The following is a 19,933-nucleotide window of genomic DNA, read 5'->3' as shown; positions in this document are numbered from 1 at the left end:
AAAATGAGTAAAGTCACATCAAAAGGCCAAATAACAATACCTATAGAGGTAAGAAAAGCACTGGGGCTGGAGGTGGGAGATACAATCTTATTCGGGAAGATAGATGGCAACATTGTCATAAAAAAGAACAAGAAAGATACATTGGTATCGGTCCTCAAGGAAGCTGGTGCCCTCGGCGAGGAGACTAGGAAGGCACTCGATAAAATCAGGGATAAGTGGCGTTAAGGTATGTATTGACATAAACGTGTTTCTGAATGTGTTGAATAGGGAACTTAATTTTTACAATGATTCGAAAGAAGTGTTGAATGCAATTGACCAGGGTCGAGTAGATGCAGTTATACCAACTTTAGTGATAGAAGAGGTCCTTACTGATATTTATGCGGATAACAAATCCAAGGCAGCACAACAATTCCTATCGACCATTCTCTCGAATAATAATATCAGAGTGGTTCAGCTGTCCGTTGAAATAGCGAATTCTTCGACACTTATAAGGGCGAGGACAGGAATGAGACTCTCTGACTGCATAATTATGTCCACAGCTTTGCTTGAAAAGGTTGATTATGTCGTAACAAATGATAGAAATTTTCCAGACACATTTCACGGATTGCACTGCATAAAACCATCAGAATTGGTGAAGCTACTTTAATAAATCATTATAGATTCCATAGTGTGCTGGATTTCTTTCCTTTTAGTTTTCACTGTTACAGCATGTCCGATAAATTATATACCTTTCTTACTACGTTACCTATTTTTTGGCTTATCACAGTAAAGAGAATAGATCCCTCGTATGTATTATAAGGAACATTGATATATAACGGCGCGAGAAAAATCCTCACCTCCATCCAAACTGTGAATGTGTAAAATCTTCTTACTCTATCTAGAATAGGATATTTTCTTGGCGGCTGTAATTTGAACGCAGTTGCGGCATTTTCTTTCGTCCTCGTTAAGTTCATAATTTTTCGTTATTCTCAATTGCAACTAGCCCTAGTTTCAGGTATTGCGCTCCTCGGAGCAGTTGTTGGTGCAATAATGTTCGAAAGACTATCCGATAGATTCCGAATAAGGAGGCAGGGATGCTTATTCCACATAGAGAAGGATTACAGGTAAGGACGAGAGGGAAGTCGTCCAGATCATGCTATACAAGCTTAACAGTCCTTGCTATGAAGATTCAATAATGCGATCGTTCCTTGATTTCATAAGGAACCACATTTCTTGATTCGGTCATGGCTATTCAAGCATAGGACCAAGCCAAAAGAAGGTTTGTTTGGAACAGCCCGAAAGCATCAGTCAACTTATCAACTTGAGACTTAAGATATCAAAGTCCGATAAAGTTTTAACTTACAATACTGTTACATTTCGTGATCGGGTCGATATCTTGGATGGACTTGAGCTAGAATGGATCAGAAAAATGCTGGAAAGTGGGCTATGTCTGAACGAAGTAGAGCAAAAAATTGTCGAAAAATACATAGATCCTCACGTGGTATGGAAAGACTGTGACGGGAGTGAAGAATCAATTTTACTTGAGAAAGGGACCATTTCTGAATGGAAGGAAAATGAAGCCAAGAGATGGGTTCGACACTACATAAAGAATGCAGAGGAAGAGGATGTGGATATTATGAAGGATGTTATCAAGGTTAGTTTGTATAATTCTCTTTACAGATCAAATGATTTAGGCGAGGTGATAGAAAAAGTTCTAGGAAAGATCAGGGAAGACCGCGAAGGGAATGTGCTTCTTGAAAAGCTTCTCAACGATAATATCTCATATGATGAAACAATGAAACTAAGACTTATTCGGGACATTTGCGGTTATCCTCACATTTTCGACGTTGATTTCCCCTCACTTATGGAGGTAAGAAGGATCTGGGATATTCTTACCATGCGCGAAAAGATCGCCTTCACGCATCTGAATTCTGCCTATACGGATACTTTTCTAAAACGAATAAGGAGAAAGAAACACTGGAACTATGAGGATGAACTCTTGGATCAGTATTACGATGCTGAATGGGAACGCAATCCCGACAAGTTAAGAAGACGTCCTTAATTTTATCTTTAACAATAATATACCTTGTTCATCCGATTCTTTTAAACGACTTCCATGTATGGTTCGGTTATACAGCTCAGAGATCAATTTGAATTTATATACACTTTTATCGGTTTCTATGTATCCAGTGTTACCTTTGAGATTTTTCATATACCCACTTCTCGCGCCTTGTCTTTTGTTTCTATCCTAGCGGTGCGTTACCATACACATCCACTGAGTCTGCCTGTACTATCTCATAAATTTGAACTATCTTTTGTCGACGGAAATGGGAAACTCATTCTATATTTATCCGTCCGATTATCAACGTACGTTACCCATTTCTTTGGTCCCTTTACCTTCAGTCTCGAGGAGAGAGAGCAATTGTGGAAACAGGTAAACTGTAACAATACAAAAATAATGAAGTAACGCCTTATTTGGATTTAGAGTTCTAAGGAGTTACGGAAAGATTATTTTGCCCTTCGTCTATGAATAGCCACTTTATATGCTCGAGTACTTTTGGAATATTTATTTGCACCGGGCATACTTCCCTGCAGCCTCCAGAATGCGTGCAATAATTTGCAGTTTCATAATCCTTGTTTACTATAGCGGTCCACATGGCCCCAGTTGGTCCACCATAAGGCGGCTGTCCCCAGCTGCTTCCCTTTACCCTATAAACAGGGCATGAAAAATAGCATCTTCCACATTTTATGCAGAGTAGGGCTTCTTTCATATCTGGATCTTTAGATGCTTCCATTCTCCCATTGTCAAGTAGGATTACATGAAATTCTTTTGGACCGGTGGCTGGGCTGACTCTCTTCAATTCGATGTCTGCCGTAGAACTCGGTCCCGAACTTACATTTATGTATGTCGGAGGGTATAATCCAGCATATGCGGATTGAACCATGACCTCCTTGAGAGCATCATCAAGCGTTGGCACGATCTTGTCTATTCCGGTTATCACAATATGAACTGGAGGAAAAACGGTATCAATTCGTATATTGCCTTCATTTTCAACAAGTGCAACCGAACCGGAATCAGCGGAAATTGAGTTTGCTCCAGTAATACCTATATCGGCCTCCATGTATCTCTGCCTGAGAAACTGCCTTACCTGTGCAACAAGCTCCTCAATTGTTGAGTTTCTATTGACTGGCATATTTAGCTTGTCGTGGAGCAATTCCCCTATATTTTCCCTCGTGAGGTGGAGTGATGGAAAAACAATGTGGGAAGATTCCCCATGTGATAGCTGTATCAAATATGCACCCAGATCGGTTTCAAACACTTGATTGTTCTTTGCTTCGAGCGTTTCCGTAACATTTATTTCATGACCAACGTTGGTCTTTGCCATCACAATTTTTTTATTGCTACCAACAATGTCTTTCAAAATTTCCCTCGCTTCTTCCGCATCTTTTGCAAGGTAAACTTTTCCTCCGGTTCTTTTGACCGACTCCATGGTCTGCTTAACATATTTTTCGAGGTTATTCACTACTTCTTCTTTTGTTTGGCGTAGTTGTACGCCGTAGTCTTTCAGATATGGGTACTGATTTAATATTTCCTCTACTTTTGGGATGTTGTTCTCAAGTGCCCTTTCAATTGCTATCTGCCAATCGCTCAAGAGACCACCTCTGCTATATCCTTGATGTTTTTGATATAAGGCGAAAGATTCTGGTAGCACAATGGACACGCCACAAGTACCTTATCAGAGACAGAAAGGAGTTTCCTTGCCCTGTCTTCTGCAATCTTGCTACTCAGTTCAAGATCTACCGGGCCTAGTGGACCCCCACAGCAAGTTCCATACTCCTTGCTTGTCACCATTATATCTTCCTTCACCTTGATCCCGGCATTTGTGAGGACGTCCCTCATCGTTTCTCCAAGATCAAGATACCGGGTGTAAAGGCACGGATCGTGTATTACAAATTGCCCGTTTCCACTTAGTCCTTTGATCAGGGTGAGATAGTTCACTACCTCTATGTCCGAATTGAGTAATTTTTTCATTCTCTCCATGGCGTTGGTTGTATGAGGATCAACTGTTATCACCCTCCTTACACCGTTGTCCTTAAACTTCTGCAGCACCTTCCCACCGTACTCTTTGAATTCGTTTATCATTCCGAGTTCGAGCAACAGACCCCCACTGTACGGTTCATCATCATACAGGTATCCATGATTGATACCTGCCTTTTTGAGCATGGCAGAGATGTTCCTCAAAATTGCGTATGATCTTTCGAGGTCCTCTTTCTTTGGTTTAATGAATAATTTCCCCAGCGATGCCATCCTTGAAGAACCCCCCATGTTAGAAAACGTTGGAAGGTATTTCTCGTAAGATTTGAACAATGATGCTAACTGATACATAAACGACGTGTAAATGATTGTTTCTCCTCCATGTGAAAGATCATTCGTCCATCTACTGCACAGAGATTTATCAACTGGAAAAGGAACATAATTCTTGTTCAGAGTTCCCACCATTACTTTTTTTATGGCAGAGAGCTGTCTCTGGAGTTTTTGAGCCATAGAAGTAAGATGGAAATTCAATATATATACATATAGCTAGACATGTCAAGGTCCAAGAAAGATATATTTTCATGCCGCACTATTCTTCCAAAAGGTTTATCTTGATGTAATGCTAGATAGCTAATATGATTACCAATCAGAAAAGATTTCTAGGAAAGGGAGCAGTTGTTACCGGTGGTTCAAGAGGAATTGGGAGGGCGATATCAATTGGACTGGCACGAGAGGGAGCAAACGTTTGCATTTCCTATTCTAGTCACCCCGATGAGGCAGAATCAGCAGTAAGGGAAATGAAGGGCTTCGGAGTCAGAGCATTTAGTTATAAAATAGATCAAAGTGATGTGGATCAGGTTGATGGATTCACGAATTTTGCTGTAGAAAAACTTGGAAAAATACACGTATTAGTGAACAACGCTGGAATATGCCCATTTAAGGCCTTTTTTGATATTGATGCACCTCTCTTTGAAAAGGTCTGGAAAGTTAATGTAGAAAGCCATTTCTTCATAACGCAAAAAATCGCCTCTCACATGATACATGAGAAGTTAAAAGGAAGAATACTCATGATGAGTTCAATCAGTGCACATGTTGGGGGTGAATTTCAGGCACATTATACTACGACGAAGTCTGCTTTGAATGGACTTATGCATTCCCTTGCCATTGTGCTTGGAAAATACGGCATCCTGGTAAACTCGTTGGAGCCCGGAACTATTTTAACAGACATAAACAGGGAGGACCTTTCTAACCTCGAAAAGAGGAATTACATGGAAAAACGAATATCAATCGGTCGACTTGGAACTCCTGAGGACATGGTCGGTCCAGCTTTGTTCTTACTTTCGGAGGAGAACACCTATTCTACGGGTGCGGAGCTCCTTGCAGACGGTGGGATGCTCGTAAACCTTCAATAATATTAATCCAGATGGAATACCTCCATTGACTCTTCTGGAAGCCGTTTGCTAGATTCAGTTACTATCACGTCCGACATATATTCCTGCCATTTACTATTGATCTCACTTTTATTAAGGAATTCACTAGTTCTTTTGAAATTGTCGCATTCCCAGTAACCATATACATCAGTACCTTCGAGGAATATAGTGTAATTTCGTATACCTGCCCCTTTTAGGGCCTCGATCATTTCTGGCCAGATGTTGTGATGACGCTCTTTGTATTCGTTAATCTTCGATTCCTTTATTTTAAGATGAAAAAAATACCGCATAAATCTAAATTGCATAATTTTGATATAATTATTTTTGCAGATATGTACGGTATTTGTTATTGTTGCAACAAAACATTTACTTTCCAAGAAATTCACAAGAGTGGGCGTTTATCTTTTTATTAAAACATTCTACATGGAAAATATTATCCTATGTTGTATAGAAAATTTTAATACCAGTGAGAGCTATATAATTTGACAATATGAAGTATACACCTGTTGATTTTTCGAAAGTTGATTTCAAGATTTCCCATGAAGGTTGTTGGACTTTGCTAGGCGAAGAACTTCCTGTAAAGATACACACTTTGATTGTGAAGCCGCAAAGAGAGAAGGACAGAATTTTGGGTTTCATCGAGATCCAGAGTGACTCGAGTGCATCCCTCGGTAGTTTTGTTCGACGCTTAGGTATGCACCCATCAGTAAAGAAGGTGATCAGTGTTACGAACATTGCAGGTTCTAAACACCATTACAAGGTATTATTCCTAGAGAAATATGATCAGATGCTCAGCGGACTCCTAGATAATTATACTGTGCTGTACGAAAATGATACTATTTCCAGTGGGTATGAAAACCTTTCTGTTATGTTACCGAGTGAAGAAGTAAATAGCCTGAAGCATGATTTGGAAAACATTGGCAGAGTCTTTGATTTCAAGTTTATGCATGTTGATGAAGAAAGGTACCTAAAATTCAATCTTTCGCTTTCAGAGAGCGAGATTGAAATCCTTAAGATAGCTTATAGCAAGGGTTACTATGAATTACCCAAACGTACGTATCTTCTTGGGATATCCAAGGCAGCGGGGCTCTCAAAATCAACTGTAGAGGAGCATCTGAGAAAGGCAGAAAATATGATAATAAATTCTGAAATGGCCAAATACTGAAATAAACAAGGAATCGTACATCTGCTAAAGTACCTAATCATGCATCAAATACCCAAACCGAAAATTAACCGTTATTTCATACCTCATTACAGTTCGACAAATTCCCTAACAACAAATCTGCCATACGGACTGTTTGACATGTGATCGTCTTTGTTTCCTTATCGACGAGAGCGATGATAAAGAATAGAATTTCCTAAAATCTCTCTCCCTAGGTCAAAAAAAATAGGTAAAAATATGATGATTGTAGAACAGATCTTACTTGCTCACATTATACTGAAATGCTGTCCAAGAAGTTTATTAGTTTACTAAAGGAATCAGGAAAATCACTGCGTGAATAGCAAACCCGAATGTAAGGGCCAGTTATTCCAAAGAATTTAGCTGGAACAACGGATATAGACTCTTTAAAAAGCAGCTCAGAAAAAGTGAGAGAATCAATTTCAGAAAGTTTTGAATAGTCCAAAAACGAGACTGTGCCTAGTTTAGGCTGTCTATCTAAATAAAATTTTAAATTGCCTTTATTTTTCAAAAGAAAATTGTAGTTTTTCGTCTGAATATCCCTCACATTCTGGACTATTGAATCCAAATCGTTTAATATCCGATATGCAACGGAGATATTGTACCTAGAAACATATTCTGTGAATATTCCTCTTAGAGCTTCTATGGCCTCAGCTTCTTTTTTACTCGGTGCAATGATGTATCCAACTCGTAGGTCATCTCCTCCAAAAAATTTGGTAAATGTGTTAGTACGATAAGTGTTGGCAGGATAATGTAACATGTCTAGACTAGAGGAAAACAGAAGAAAAGTTTCGTCGATCAAATAACCAGAATAACCAACAGGTAATTGGATTAAGGCACCAGTAGGATTATTGGGGTTGCTAGTGATAAATAAACCAAAGTCCTCATTTGAAAAACCGATTTGTAGTGGTAATTTATAAAGTGGTTCGTACTCCGGAAGATTTGTTTTGCTATCTTTGATTCCGGTCTCATATATGTGATAAAGAGATGTAAAAGATGCTTCAGTAGCTCCGTGAGTTATAACAACCTGAGATTTGTTGCAATCATTTATACTTGCTATGGAATCTTTCAGATCTTCCTCAGACACTAAAGATTTAACATCGAAGTATTTATCTAGAGATATTCTTCCGTACATACCGCTCTGTGAAAGATCGTATTTTCCCGTGTGAGAATGAATCCACGAACCAGTCTCAAATCTCATCATTTTCCGTTACCTTCTTCAAGTTGGTCTAGTTTAAATTCCTTTATGTTGTAGAGCCTCATACTTCTTCTGATTAATATCAGCCCAAGTATCAGCCAGACTACAACGGCTACAGGCATGATTAGAAGGGGCATAGTAATACCCAAAAGCGAGTAGTATAGAATGATTAAAAACACAACAATGGCAATAACGGGCAAAATTATATAATAAAATTTAAACTGGTCAATTCGTTTGAAATAGATAGGCATAGAAATGGAAGTTGTGATATGATAAAATATGAAAACAAAAGTTCCGAAGAGGCCAAGCACAGCAACGCCGTAAAATATGCCCTCTACAGCCCCATATACAAATACGAATATCTGTGTTAATCCAATTGCAAGAATTAGGCCAACCAATGCAATCAGCAAGGAGCTATTCTCCGGCACATCTCCCTTGTTCAATTTAGAAAACCATTGAGGAATTATATGATCTCTTCCCAGAGAGTAGTACACTCTTGATGCTGCCCCCATTAAACCGATCGAGGTACCATAATCTGCAATTAGGAGTAAAACTAAAGCGTATATAGCAATAGATTTTCCTAGATATTTTCCTATAACAGTGTATCCTGGTGCAGTAAGTGAAATCAATGAAGATAAATCTGAGAATCCCCAACCAGCAACTATTGCGTATGTTCCAAGAATGAACACAACGGCAGCCGTTATCACAGTAAGCAGCAAAGCCTTACCAACATTTCTTTTAGGTATCTTTGATTCCTCGGATAATGTCAGGATTACTCCGTATCCTGAATAACTTCCCAATGCACCAACGATAAAACCCACAAAGAAGGCTGGTAATGAGCCAATTTTTGGGAATGTTAGCGGCTGAAACGAGTTGTGTTCACCCAATAGAACAATTATAAAAACAGCAATGGCAATTGCCGAACCTACTTCAATAGCTCCAATGATAGCACCAACATACGTCATCAGTTTTACCTTCAACCGAGCTACGAAAAAAGCAACAAGAATCACTGAAGTGTCGATGGCGTACACAAGGTACAGTGGCAGCGTAATGTGATAGAAATATGATACGAAAACTGATGTTAGATAACCCGTTGTTGCAGACAGTGCCCCTGTACTAACAGTATATCCCCCTGCGTAGGCCCATCCCGTAAGATAACCAATTTGCTTCCCTGCACCAGCAGCTGCATAGGCAGCCCATCCACCTGCGTTTGAAATTCGCTTACTGAAAGGTATTGCTATTCCTATCGATACCAGTGTAACTAAGAATCCAACCAAAAAAGCTTCAACAGCATAAGGAGTAAATGAAATGACACCTATCGCCGCAAAACCAAAAACACCGAATGGTAAGATCGTTGCCAATGAGTAAAATGAGGCTCTCAGCACAGAAACCTGATTAGGTTCCAACTTATTCCCGTCGATATAATGTTCCATAAGTCATCTCGAAGATTATTAATTGAAAAAATATAAATTTAATTCAAGACATGTACGGTACTTTATTGCTGACCCTCTAGTTTTCGGTTTTGTTAGGTTAAAAATGTATCCATTGAGAGGATCTCGAACTAAAAAAATACCGTGATAGACATTTTATGATAAATAACCCGATTCAACCAATTAAAAGTAGTTGTTATTTTGGCTAAGAGTTTTCAGAATACCCGTATAATATTACAGAGATGCTACTGTCAAATGAACGTTTTCAGGATGTCCTATCTTGTAACCTACAAGTTCTTTTTTCAGTTTCTCTAGATCCTTTCTCAGGGAGTCATTTCCTTCTTGAGTCCATCATTGATCTTATCTTGCTCATTCAGCTTCTTGAAGAGATCATCGATTGTGATCTGATCATTGGGGTACCTGGCAGACGTTTTATTCGTTATAATACTATTATGCGATCTTTATATAATAGTCCTTAGGCTTGTACCGCAGGTTCTGATAACCTTTAGATCACTGAACTCTTAACTCGTTCCAATGTTAATGAATCCGTATCTAATCTATTATATTACTTCTCTCAACCCTCGCAAACGGCCAACGTTCAATCGAGAAAGTTTACCGTATGTTAAGAGAAATAAGCAATAAAACAGTATAAAGAATATGTCCCTTAAAATTCTCATAATTTGTATCTTGAGATGATTTTTGCCAGAAAGAATGGTCAAGTCCGGAATTGTCCGGCTAATTGTTTATATTGTATTAAATCATAATAACATCGTGGATGATTCTCTAAATAAGGTGTTATACGGGAGGATAAACTTTGTAGAAAATCCAATAGGCTTAGATATAGAGGACCCATTTTTTTCATGGTTACCTAATTCCAAAAAAGTCAATTGTAATCAAGTTGCATACAGAATAATTGTATCAAAGAATAAATCTAGGGTATATAATGAAGTAGGTGATGAGTGGGATTCCGGAAAAGTGATATCTAAGAAGACCTCATTTATTTATTACGAAGGCTTGCCTCTTGAAAATTTTTCGAAATATTATTGGCGAGTTAAATGGTGGGACAATTATGATGAGGTAAGTGTATTTAGCGACGTATATTCATTTGAAACTGCTTTTATTGAAAAAAATGCATGGAAAGGAAAATGGATTTTGGTTGATTCAATACTCAGGAAGGAATTTAATGTCAATAATGATATTAAGAGCGCAAAAATTTACATAAGTGCACTTGGGTACTATGAGTTGAGAGTAAATGGTAAAAAGATAGGAACAAAAGTTTTAACACCTCAGTGGACAGACTACAAAAAAAAGGTTTTGTATTCAACTTACGATGTGACAGAGAATATTAAAAAAAATATGAATTGCATCGGGGTCATGGTGGGCAATAGTCGATATACCGCTGAATACGGATACGATGGTAAACATCAAGTTATTATGGACGTACTTTTGACTTTTAAAGATGGACAAATTATTTATTTTGGTACTAATGATTCTTGGAAAACGTCTTCTGGACCCATATTATATGCTGATATATATAACGGTGAGGTATATGATGCTCGATTAGAACAATCTGGCTGGGATCTGCCCTCATTTGACGATTCTAAATGGAAAATTTGCACGTATTCAGATTCTGTTTTAGGTGAGCTTGTTTCCGACGCATTATTTCCTCCAATTGAAATTATAGGGACTATGAAACCGAGGTCCATCGTTTATAATGATCCAGATCGGTATATTCTGGATTTCGGTCAAAATTACAGCGGCTGGATCAAAATAAAATTAGAAGGACTAAAGAAAGGAGATGAAATTAAACTGCGGTTTGCAGAATTACTGGATGAAAATGGCATAAATACGGGTTCAAATAATACAGCGAAAAACGAAGACAGGTATATATCGAAAGGAGAAAGTCATGAGATTTATGAGCCAAGATTTACATATCATGGTTTCAGGTACGTGGAGATTAAAGGAAAGAACCTATTTCTGACCCTAGACATGGTAGAAGGGAAAATTGTGCACAGTAATGTAGATCCAGTTGGTAGTATCGTTTTTGGTGGAGAGAATGAGATACTTAATAAGATACATAAAATGGTCCTCTGGTCACAAGTAAGTAATTTAATGGGAATTCCAACCGATTGTCCCCAAAGAGACGAAAGAATGGGGTGGTTAGGAGATTCTAGTCTAGTTGCCGAAGAATCTATAATGAATTTTGACATGTACGGATTTTATAAGAAATGGTTAGATGATATAAGGGACTCACAACTAGAGGATGGTGAAATTCCAGATGTTGTTCCACCTTTTTTGCAGCTTTATCCAGCAGATCCTGGTTGGGGTGATGAATATATATCAATTCTTTGGGATGTATATAGGTATTATGGTGATAAAAAGATATTGTCTGACTATTATCCTTACGTAAAGAAGTGGTTAGATTTCCTTCGTGGTAAGACCAAAGATGGTATTTTGGTATTTTATAAATATGGAGATTGGTGCCCGCCGAAGATGATCAGACCTTTGGATACCCCTGGTGAGTTGTATGCCACTTTTATTTTGTTTAAGGATTTAGACATAATGGCAAAAATAGCCAAAGTACTGGGAAATAATGACCATGAGGCTTTCGAAAGAGATAAGGAAATTGTTAAAAATGCTTTTAACCAAAGGTTTCTAATAGTGAGAGAACAGCTGTCTTCTCCATTTTTAGATAAACAAAGATCTGGATTGCCTGAAAAGTTTCAAATATCCTACTATGGTGATCGAGAATATGGAACACAAACTTCCCAAATTTTACCGTTATATTTTGGTATAACGCCAACTGAAAAGAGGGGTGAAATATTTGATTACCTGTTAAAAGATATTGTAATAAAATGCGATAATCATTTAAACACTGGTATATGGGGAACTAGGTATTTACTCCAGACTTTATCATTACATGGTCACTCCGACATTGCATTTAAAGTGGTTACACAAACAAGTTACCCTGGATGGGGATACATGTTAAAGGAGGGCGCCACAACGTTATGGGAGAGATGGGAACTGTTGACAAACAGTTCATTAAAAGAACTCAATAACATAAAGCCAACTGAGGGGGGTATGAATTCGCATAACCATATAATGTTTGGTACCGTCGATAATTGGTTCTTTGATACACTCGTTGGAATAGAGCCATGTTTTGAAAATCCCGGATTCGATGAATTCAAAATATCGCCACATTTTGTGAAAGAAATTAGGAACCTGAGATTTTCCTTTAAGTCCCCCAAAGGGTTTGTTTATTATAATTTCAAGTCCCTAAGTGAGGAGAAAAGAGAGGTTTACATACATGTACCTACAAACACAAAATGTTTGATCGAGTTAGATAATAGGGAGATTGAAGATGTAGTATCAATAAACAGTAACCTCCTGGTTAAAAGGAAAGACAAAGAGAAAATCGGATACGAATTGAATTCTGGTGATTATAGTATTGTAATTAAAATGAGGTGAAAAAGTGAATAAAAAAGTTTTGGTCATAGTTATAGTGGTTGTGCTTGTTGCGACAGGAATCGGTGGATACTTTGGCTATATGGCTACGCATCCGGCGAAAACTAATTTGCCGACTCTCCATTTGACAGCTCTTTCTCCGCTAAGTACGTTGGATGAATATCAGCTAGGGGTTATAGTGAATAATTATAAAGCATTAGGGATACCAGTTGGCATAAAACTAGTTTCACCAGCAATATTAGGAACGTGGACTACGCCACAGTCTACACCACAATTTGTTGATCTGGCATGGGGTCCAGATTGGGCTGACCCAATAGCTCAAATGCTGTATCCAATGACCTCATATGCTAACGGTGGTGCGTTCGGGGCAAACGAGGCTTGGACTACTAATGCTACACTGAATAGCAGTATAGCGCTTAACACAGCATTTATGACAAATGCGACAGCCCAGATGAATGAGTTCGTGAGCTTGTACCATACCTTTTATGATCAATACAATTATCTATGGCTTCCAAATCCTTCGCTTTCTTTCTTTGTTCAGCCTTACGTTAAGAACTTCTCATACTTTCATTTTGAAAATTATTTTTATAATTTAATGTCGTATAATATGAGCTATAATGTTAACGGTATTAGAGCTCCGAGCAACAGTAATCTTACTGATGTAGCTGATGGCGGCGCCTTAGCTCCACCTGATTCCCTTGATCCTTCACATGGGTTTACAACCGAGGACGGACCTGTGTTCGCTGCACTCTATCAGCAGCTTTATGAGTTAAATGGAACGGTTTCCCAAGTGGTTCCAGTTCTTGCGTCTGGTATGCCAACGACTCCGACTGGTGGGATATTGGACCAGAACTACGGCATAACGCTTCGTTCAGGAATACACTTTAACAATTCAGATCCTGTGAACGCTTCAACGGTTTGGTTCTCATTCTACAGAACAATAGTTATGGCCCAGGGTGTTTCTGTTGATGACTATGGTGACCTGCTATTCAATAATTCAGCGTATGCTGCAACGGCGCCGTACTCAATCCCAGCAGGTTGGCTGCATGCAGTGAGAACTGTTTACAATGAAACAGGTGAGTCTTACCTAAAAATGCCTTATGAGACAAACTATTCTAACCTTAATAAGTCGAACACAATCTTTGCAGCCAATTTCCTAGCAACAATGCTTTCTCATTATGATCCATGGAGCAACGGGACACAGGCAAAGCTTCTGGAATATCCGAATCAGGCCGTTGCTGTTCCCGACTTCGTGACGAATGCTAGCACACTCAATCTTACTATTAATATCCTTCATCCCTACCGATTCTTTCTTTTAAATATCGCACTTTGGTGGGGAAACATAGCTGATCCATTATTCATAGACAGTCACGACGGAGTTATCGCGACAGAATCTAACAATTACACAAACGTAAATGGAATGCCGGGGACAGGTCCATACCATATTTTTAGTGTGGGGGCCTCATTAGATTCGGCGGTAATAGCTAAAGTTGGCAACTACTGGGGTAACACCTATTGGAACAGCATTACTAACAAACCAATAGGTAACTTTCCCTTGATTGCTCAGCCTGCACACATAAAAACAGTAACAATGGATTACACAGTGGATCACAGCGGAAGGGTTTCTGGTTTTCTTGACAACACATACCAACTTTCGTTAGTGAGCTCATCCTACCTTAGTTCAATAATTGATTCAACACCCTATGACAAATTACCGTTAAACAGTTATTGGAAGAATGTTGGCCCGATAGCTATAGTCTATTACATCTCAATGAACAACTACAAATTCCCGACAAACATACTTGACTTTAGGAAAGCTATATGGTATTCGATAAACCAGACTGCAATTGATTCACCGTACTACTACACTTTCTCTAACGGCTCTAAAATGTTCCTTGCAGAGAACTACATAGGTCCAATATCTCCTGGGTTCACCAGTTTCTATAACAATGCAACAAAAGGCCTTGCTCCGGAAACTTACAATGTACCTCTAGCTGAACATTATCTTAACCTTGCAGGAATACAGGGTAAGTTCTTTGTTACTTTACCTAACGGAACAAAACTGGGAGACACTTCATTAGCAAGTTCTTCCGTGACTATAGTTTCTCAGGGCATTCTTACCGTGAGCTTAATGGCACAGAACATGATGATGGCTGTTATAAAAATATTCTAAAAATAATATACCGTAAAGGTATAACGTTTCTCTTTATTAAACGCTATATAGCGCAGTTTATAGTCTTACCTTTTAACTTGTTCAAAAGTTTGATAATCCGAGTACTTTAAACTTGAGTTTCGTATGAGAATCATTGTCAGATTTTCATGCAGAGCGTGTATTCGATATGGTTTCCTGTGAATCATGAAAAATTATGTATGTGCACTTTCATGGATCCTTGGATATGGTATTTTCAGACTTTTAAGAAGGGACGACGCTTCCGGGCTATCGGATGAAACGTAGATCCTCCTGTTTTCGACAGTTAATGGAACAATATCCAGGCAATTCAGATCCTTCCTTATGCTCTTAATCGATTTTCCAGTGGACTTCTCCATGATGGCGGAAACAAGAAATGATAATACACAGACGAAAACATGCGCTTTTATCCTATCGAATTTTCTGTGGTATACCGGTCTGATATCAAGGAATGATTTTATTGCCCGGAAAGTACGCTCAATCTTCCACTGTTCCTTGTAAGCTGATACAATCTCTCCGTAAGGAAGATCAGTGTTCGTGACTATGAGGAATCTTCCTGCCAGTTTCCGCATGATATCGATAAGACTCTCATTGAGTACAGAAGAGTTTTTGGTGAACTTGACAAGCGATTTGAGACTCCCCAGCGATTTCTTCAGATCACCCGGATCATGAATTTCAGAGATCTTCTTCTTGACGGCACCGATCTTCTTCTCCAGATCTATAAGATCGAGTTCCTCCCTGTCACTGTTGTATACTGCTATGTATATCCTCTTTTCTGCAAGCTTTATTTGATCCTCAGTAGGAGTGCCCCTAATTATTTCTTTGGGGCTTATCGTAACCTCCTTCACGATAAGGCCACCCATGGGATGGCCAGTGTAATCGCCCATTCAAATTTACCCATTTTCGGCCATTGAAAAGTATCTAAAAAGGGCCATTGAATATTTACCACCCCATGCATTTTCATGCTGGAGATGGTAAATGCGCTTACAGCGGAGGATTGGCACATGTTTAAAGCCATGAAAGAACAGGGAATGAACATAAGTGAGATAGTAAGGAGAACGTGAGTGAGCAGGAAAACTGTGAGGAAGTACATTGCAATGGAGAAGCCGGCGAAATACAGCAGAGAGGGGAGGTAGTCTGTCATTGCCCCTTACACTGATTATGTAAGGGGGAGGATTGACAAATATAACCTCTCTGCTGTGAGGATATATGATGAGATCAGAGAAAAAGGTTATCTCGGATCATACACAACTGTCAAGAGGCTCTGTAGGGAACTGCGCAGTGATCGTAGAGTTCAGGCAGTATACCGCTATGAGACGGAACCTGATCACTGCAGTGATGGCATGATCCTTTCTCAGTGTGGCGCAGTAATACTTGAGTGTTGAGTACCCACCCTTATACCCTTTCTTCCTTATCTCCTCAAGTATACGGACTGCTGATAGATTGTACCGATCTATCCTCTCCTTTATGTACGCTTTGTAAGATTCCAGCTTGGATACCCTGTTCATGTCCCTCTTTTCTCTAATCAAATGCCACACCTCCGCGTCGAACAGCCAAATCACCACTTCCGTAATGGAAAGTGGAAAGAATTAACTGGCGATTTTGAAAAAATTCAACCGGCGTTGACATAAGGACATCCTTATATTTTCTTGTTCTTTCTAGTTCGCTAATGTTTCCGCTGTCATCTTACACAACATGCAGTTTCTCTAGTTACAGCAGCATTTTCTCCGCGGAGTACTTTCTCAGAGGCTTAAGGTCGCCATACTCCCTCATGAGTTTGCAATGGATCCATAACAGATAGACGTTATAGGTTCTATCCCAATTCCACAGCGATTTGAGTTATCGGATATATCAGGGCTTATTCTTTTATGCTAGCATAATATAATAGTCTCTGTATGCTTAATAAACCGCTGCAAGTGGATAAAATAACTTTAATTGAATTACCAAAGAGAAATAAAAACTCTTGGCTTGATGATGAAAGGATCTACGGACCGATGGTAAAATACAACAACTATTCTGCATCCAGAGAAAGTTGGATGAACCTTGATACTCGTGTTCTATGCATTCTAGAGGATAGGGAGGGAAACTTTGGGACTTCTTTAACATCAGGTGGTACAAGCGTAATAGGTATAATTAAAGATCAGTTTTCAGGCTTTTTATTGAATGAAGAATCTCTGAATATTAATCTGATTTACGATTTAATGTACCGATCCACCGCCCCCTATGGGCATGGTCGAATGATTATGTCAGGAATAGCAGCAGTTGACATTGCACTATGGAACTTAATTTCTAATGCAAAAAGAGAACCGATCTATAACATGTTGGGAGGGATGATTAATGAAAACCTCAAGATATATGGCACCATCTCAGCGACAGCACGAATTGATAACCCAATTTATGGACTCTATAAGGTGGCAGCTAATTTCGGCCCGGAAGATGGTAAAAGTGGAATCAACTCACTGGTGAAAATCGTAAGAAGTATAAAGAAATATCTAGGCCCTGACAAGGAAATAGCTATTGACTGTTTTTCCTCTTGGGATCCTGAGTTCACAATAGAAGTTTGCAACGCGCTTCACGACACAAGGATTTCGTGGATCGAAGACCCGATAGAATCCACGGATATTGAGGGTTATAGAATAATCAGAAATTCAATTCCTTGGCAAAGAATAGCTGTGGGTAATTTCATACACGATCCAGTTGAAGCAAATAGATTTTTAAGTACAAGGATAGTCAATATTATACAACCTGACTTGTCTTGGTGCGGTGGTATATCTGCTGCTTTAAGAATAGGCTATGCGGCTCAAACTCACGGAGTTTTATTCTCTCCGCATAATGCTGCTACACAACCTTGGGCTTTGCACGTGATGAGTACGCTTCCAAATGCGGGCCTTGCAGAACTTGTTGTTATCGATAATATCTCCTCAGCCATTCCACTACATATTTATGGCAAACCTTCAGGAACTCAAATAAGTCCTGTTGGTATGACGGATCTCGCACTTCAGACTGTACAGGAACTAAAAAAGGTTGGAAAAACCATAGAAATACAATGACGCGTTAGGGCTATCAATCATGCTTGTTAGTTCACGGGTAAAGCTCTATATCCGCACATCTAAAATTTGTACAATACACGAGTGCTGCCCGCTGCTCTCTTCTTCACATTGCCCCATTTTTTCTGGGATCTCGTGTGTGTAGTAATTCTGGCCAAAAAAAGCAAACCTCTTTGCGTTTTATTTCATAGTTTTTGACCGAATCTAGGAGATCAGACACAGTCCATAGAGCAATTTGTGCCAATCTTTTCACTGATTAACACCACATTCTTTCTTAAATAACATGTTTTAAAGTGTCTCTGAAAGAAAAGACTCTTGTACTTTGTAACGAAAATAATACTACATGGCACTCACGCGCAAGTTGCGAGTAAGAAATAGCACCTACCTTTACCGTGTGACAAACCACAGGGTAAATGGACCTTAAAAAAGGAAACAAGATTCCCAGTACTTTGGCAGGGAGATAACCGTGGATGGAAAGACGGTGATACAGGAACCGAAGAAGAGAATCATGGTGAGAAGTATCATTCAATCTGCACCATATATAATGTACCGATATGCAGAGGATTTCCGAATGATAGATGGTTTCATTTCTGCCATCGGCGGACTCACAAACATTGGGGGGAGGAAGGAGGATCGTTGATCTGGTCGCAATCGACATTAAGACGCGTCAGATAGTATACTACAGTGCAAAGAGGAAAGCAAAAAGCAGGCTTAAAGACATAGCGGATATGAAATTCAACAACAGGAACGTCATACAATCGGAGTGTGAAAACAATTAGATGTATTAAGGAAGCCATTTACATAAATGGTTCTCACAGTACCGTTGAACTAACAAAGGATTAGAAAACACTGCCGGAGAAATTTTAAATTGACCCATAGTCCTAAAATAGAGGAAGATAGGTGGGAATTATATGGCAATTAAAATGCTGGAATACATAGACGCTGTCACACAAAATGTGAAGTCAACATATTGTCGGTATATATCGGGTTCAGATCAGCTATGAAATACTTGGTGAGGTGGGTCACATGTGCCACCACGACAGGTATACTAGAGATAGTGAAATGTGGCGAAACCCTCAAAAGGTACTTCGGTGGGAAAGTCAATGTGATAAGGTTAGATCCGAGTAAACCTAGTACAGAAAGTATAAAAAACAAGATCAGGACCACATTAAAGTCCTCACAAGAACTCAACGCGGACGAATACAAGGGTAAAAGGTGTAGATTATTTATGTATCTACCAATGTTGAAGAGAGCAATGAGCTATTTTTTTTAATACTTTTCAGTCCATCATGCTATTATGAGCTAATTTTTTAACGGCTCTACGTAACGTAACTGAAGCTGCCTGTTTTGACACTCCAATCATGCTCGAGAGCTCGCTCAAATCTATTTTCCGCGGCGACTCAAAATAACCCAATTTTTCCGCTTTCCTAAGGGTGAAAGACTCAACTTCTGTCAACTGAGAGTACAGAGAAAGTATGTCTTGTCCCTGGTATTTTGAACTCCAGTTCAATATCTTTGCAACATCTGTTAGATCTTGCTTGAGGTAACTGCTGACCTTCCTTGGTAGAACAATGTTCCAAACTTCAATACCATCGATTATCTCATTGGAATACCATAAAAGCGGATAATTTGACATAATGTTTGCCGTCATATATCTAGACGACTCAAAAAATGCTAAGTTCAAAACATTTGCTGCTCTCTTCATACTTATTATTTTATGGATCGTCTTATGTCTTTTAAATTGCTCAATAAACTCAGAAAGGTCTTTTGGTTCATCGCCTTTAATGGATATAATACCCAACATCAAAGACTGCTCCAGAAATGGCTTAAACACTAGTGTTCTGATTGTTACATTAGAAGAATCTGTAATCCTGCCCCAACACCCATCATGCTTAATTGAAACATGAATAGATTCTATCTCGTATAACACTGATGATTATGATATGTTGACGTATAAACATTTCTATTAAAATAGACCCA

18 protein-coding genes are annotated in these 19,933 nt (G+C 39.0%); 9 read left to right on the top strand and 9 right to left on the bottom strand.

All coding sequences use genetic code 11. The annotated features are described in order from the left end of the window. The first annotated feature begins 3 nt into the window (after positions 1–3). The 3 genes from LVQ96_04275 (at position 4) to LVQ96_04265 (ending at position 2,041) form a co-directional block, all read left to right on the top strand. On the top strand, positions 4–225 hold the full coding sequence (locus LVQ96_04275; GenBank protein MCW6170371.1) for an AbrB/MazE/SpoVT family DNA-binding domain-containing protein: 222 nt from the start codon (positions 4–6) through the stop codon (positions 223–225). Positions 226–259: 34 nt separating this feature from the next. Then, a complete protein-coding gene (locus LVQ96_04270) occupies positions 260–646 on the top strand; it encodes a PIN domain-containing protein (GenBank protein ID MCW6170370.1) in 387 nt (128 codons plus the stop codon). 618 nt (positions 647–1,264) lie between these two features. Continuing rightward, the gene (locus LVQ96_04265; GenBank protein MCW6170369.1) at positions 1,265–2,041 is read left to right on the top strand and encodes a hypothetical protein; all 777 of its coding nucleotides are present in this window, start codon (positions 1,265–1,267) and stop codon (positions 2,039–2,041) included. Positions 2,042–2,468: 427 nt separating this feature from the next. On the opposite strand, the gene LVQ96_04260 is transcribed toward LVQ96_04265, so the two are convergent. Further along, on the bottom strand, positions 2,469–3,632 hold the full coding sequence (locus LVQ96_04260) for a lactate utilization protein (GenBank protein ID MCW6170368.1): 1,164 nt from the start codon (positions 3,630–3,632) through the stop codon (positions 2,469–2,471). Beyond that, positions 3,629–4,525: a (Fe-S)-binding protein gene (locus tag LVQ96_04255; GenBank protein ID MCW6170367.1), complete on the bottom strand. Its 897-nt coding sequence runs from the start codon at positions 4,523–4,525 to the stop codon at positions 3,629–3,631. The genes LVQ96_04260 and LVQ96_04255 overlap by 4 nt, the downstream gene beginning before the upstream one ends. A 125-nt stretch (positions 4,526–4,650) precedes the next feature. On the opposite strand from LVQ96_04255, the gene LVQ96_04250 reads away from it, so the two are divergent. Next, positions 4,651–5,427 carry an SDR family oxidoreductase gene (locus LVQ96_04250; GenBank protein MCW6170366.1) on the top strand — a complete coding sequence of 259 codons (777 nt, stop codon included), beginning with the start codon at positions 4,651–4,653 and terminating at the stop codon, positions 5,425–5,427. Positions 5,428–5,429: 2 nt separating this feature from the next. Here LVQ96_04250 and LVQ96_04245 read toward each other — a convergent pair whose 3' ends face one another. Further along, positions 5,430–5,735 carry an L-rhamnose mutarotase gene (locus LVQ96_04245; protein ID MCW6170365.1) on the bottom strand — a complete coding sequence of 102 codons (306 nt, stop codon included), beginning with the start codon at positions 5,733–5,735 and terminating at the stop codon, positions 5,430–5,432. 200 nt (positions 5,736–5,935) lie between these two features. Here LVQ96_04245 and LVQ96_04240 point away from each other — a divergent pair, with 200 nt between their 5' ends. Further along, positions 5,936–6,610 (top strand): helix-turn-helix domain-containing protein, encoded by a 675-nt coding sequence (locus tag LVQ96_04240; protein ID MCW6170364.1) that lies wholly within the window; start codon positions 5,936–5,938, stop codon positions 6,608–6,610. A 268-nt stretch (positions 6,611–6,878) separates the two neighbouring features. On the opposite strand, the gene LVQ96_04235 is transcribed toward LVQ96_04240, so the two are convergent. Further along, on the bottom strand, positions 6,879–7,829 hold the full coding sequence (locus tag LVQ96_04235; protein MCW6170363.1) for an aminotransferase class I/II-fold pyridoxal phosphate-dependent enzyme: 951 nt from the start codon (positions 7,827–7,829) through the stop codon (positions 6,879–6,881). After that, a complete protein-coding gene (locus LVQ96_04230) occupies positions 7,826–9,256 on the bottom strand; it encodes an APC family permease (protein MCW6170362.1) in 1,431 nt (476 codons plus the stop codon). The genes LVQ96_04235 and LVQ96_04230 overlap by 4 nt, the downstream gene beginning before the upstream one ends. 696 nt (positions 9,257–9,952) lie before the next feature. Here LVQ96_04230 and LVQ96_04225 point away from each other — a divergent pair. Together LVQ96_04225 and LVQ96_04220 are read left to right on the top strand one after the other, a co-directional pair. Then, a complete protein-coding gene (locus tag LVQ96_04225; protein MCW6170361.1) occupies positions 9,953–12,721 on the top strand; it encodes a family 78 glycoside hydrolase catalytic domain in 2,769 nt (922 codons plus the stop codon). A 4-nt stretch (positions 12,722–12,725) separates the two neighbouring features. Further along, on the top strand, positions 12,726–14,891 hold the full coding sequence (locus LVQ96_04220) for an ABC transporter substrate-binding protein (protein MCW6170360.1): 2,166 nt from the start codon (positions 12,726–12,728) through the stop codon (positions 14,889–14,891). Positions 14,892–15,082: 191 nt separating this feature from the next. On the opposite strand, the gene LVQ96_04215 is transcribed toward LVQ96_04220, so the two are convergent. After that, positions 15,083–15,793 carry a transposase gene (locus tag LVQ96_04215; protein ID MCW6170359.1) on the bottom strand — a complete coding sequence of 237 codons (711 nt, stop codon included), beginning with the start codon at positions 15,791–15,793 and terminating at the stop codon, positions 15,083–15,085. 354 nt (positions 15,794–16,147) lie between these two features. Then, positions 16,148–16,435 carry a hypothetical protein gene (locus tag LVQ96_04210; GenBank protein ID MCW6170358.1) on the bottom strand — a complete coding sequence of 96 codons (288 nt, stop codon included), beginning with the start codon at positions 16,433–16,435 and terminating at the stop codon, positions 16,148–16,150. 387 nt (positions 16,436–16,822) lie between these two features. On the opposite strand from LVQ96_04210, the gene LVQ96_04205 reads away from it, so the two are divergent. Further along, entirely contained in the window at positions 16,823–17,956 is a 1,134-nt protein-coding gene (locus LVQ96_04205; GenBank protein MCW6170357.1) for a mandelate racemase/muconate lactonizing enzyme family protein, read from the top strand. 575 nt (positions 17,957–18,531) lie between these two features. Continuing rightward, positions 18,532–18,732 carry a hypothetical protein gene (locus LVQ96_04200; protein MCW6170356.1) on the top strand — a complete coding sequence of 67 codons (201 nt, stop codon included), beginning with the start codon at positions 18,532–18,534 and terminating at the stop codon, positions 18,730–18,732. 166 nt (positions 18,733–18,898) lie between these two features. Here the strand turns inward: LVQ96_04200 and LVQ96_04195 are convergent, their stop codons facing one another. Further along, positions 18,899–19,120: a hypothetical protein gene (locus tag LVQ96_04195; GenBank protein ID MCW6170355.1), complete on the bottom strand. Its 222-nt coding sequence runs from the start codon at positions 19,118–19,120 to the stop codon at positions 18,899–18,901. Between the two features lie 112 nt (positions 19,121–19,232). Further along, on the bottom strand, positions 19,233–19,883 hold the full coding sequence (locus tag LVQ96_04190) for a helix-turn-helix domain-containing protein (GenBank protein ID MCW6170354.1): 651 nt from the start codon (positions 19,881–19,883) through the stop codon (positions 19,233–19,235). Positions 19,884–19,933: the final 50 nt, after the last annotated feature.

Source organism: Thermoplasmatales archaeon, from assembly GCA_026127925.1.
In the GTDB taxonomy this organism is placed as follows: Archaea; Thermoplasmatota; Thermoplasmata; order Thermoplasmatales; family Thermoplasmataceae; genus JAKAYB01.
The sequence above is the reverse complement of the archived record's forward strand: the minus strand, read 5'-3'. Positions and strand labels throughout refer to the sequence as shown.

Bases quoted from the DNA above. Each gene is read 5' to 3' on its own strand.
- LVQ96_04275 (MCW6170371.1), top strand. From the start codon at position 4: ATGAGTAAAGTCACATCAAAAGGCCAAATAACAATACCTATAGAGGTA.
- LVQ96_04255 (MCW6170367.1), bottom strand. From the start codon at position 4,525: ATGGCTCAAAAACTCCAGAGACAGCTCTCTGCCATAAAAAAAGTAATG.
- LVQ96_04250 (MCW6170366.1), top strand. From the start codon at position 4,651: ATGATTACCAATCAGAAAAGATTTCTAGGAAAGGGAGCAGTTGTTACC.
- LVQ96_04245 (MCW6170365.1), bottom strand. From the start codon at position 5,735: ATGCGGTATTTTTTTCATCTTAAAATAAAGGAATCGAAGATTAACGAA.
- LVQ96_04240 (MCW6170364.1), top strand. From the start codon at position 5,936: ATGAAGTATACACCTGTTGATTTTTCGAAAGTTGATTTCAAGATTTCC.
- LVQ96_04235 (MCW6170363.1), bottom strand. From the start codon at position 7,829: ATGATGAGATTTGAGACTGGTTCGTGGATTCATTCTCACACGGGAAAA.
- LVQ96_04230 (MCW6170362.1), bottom strand. From the start codon at position 9,256: ATGGAACATTATATCGACGGGAATAAGTTGGAACCTAATCAGGTTTCT.
- LVQ96_04215 (MCW6170359.1), bottom strand. From the start codon at position 15,793: ATGGGCGATTACACTGGCCATCCCATGGGTGGCCTTATCGTGAAGGAG.
- LVQ96_04200 (MCW6170356.1), top strand. From the start codon at position 18,532: ATGGTTTCATTTCTGCCATCGGCGGACTCACAAACATTGGGGGGAGGA.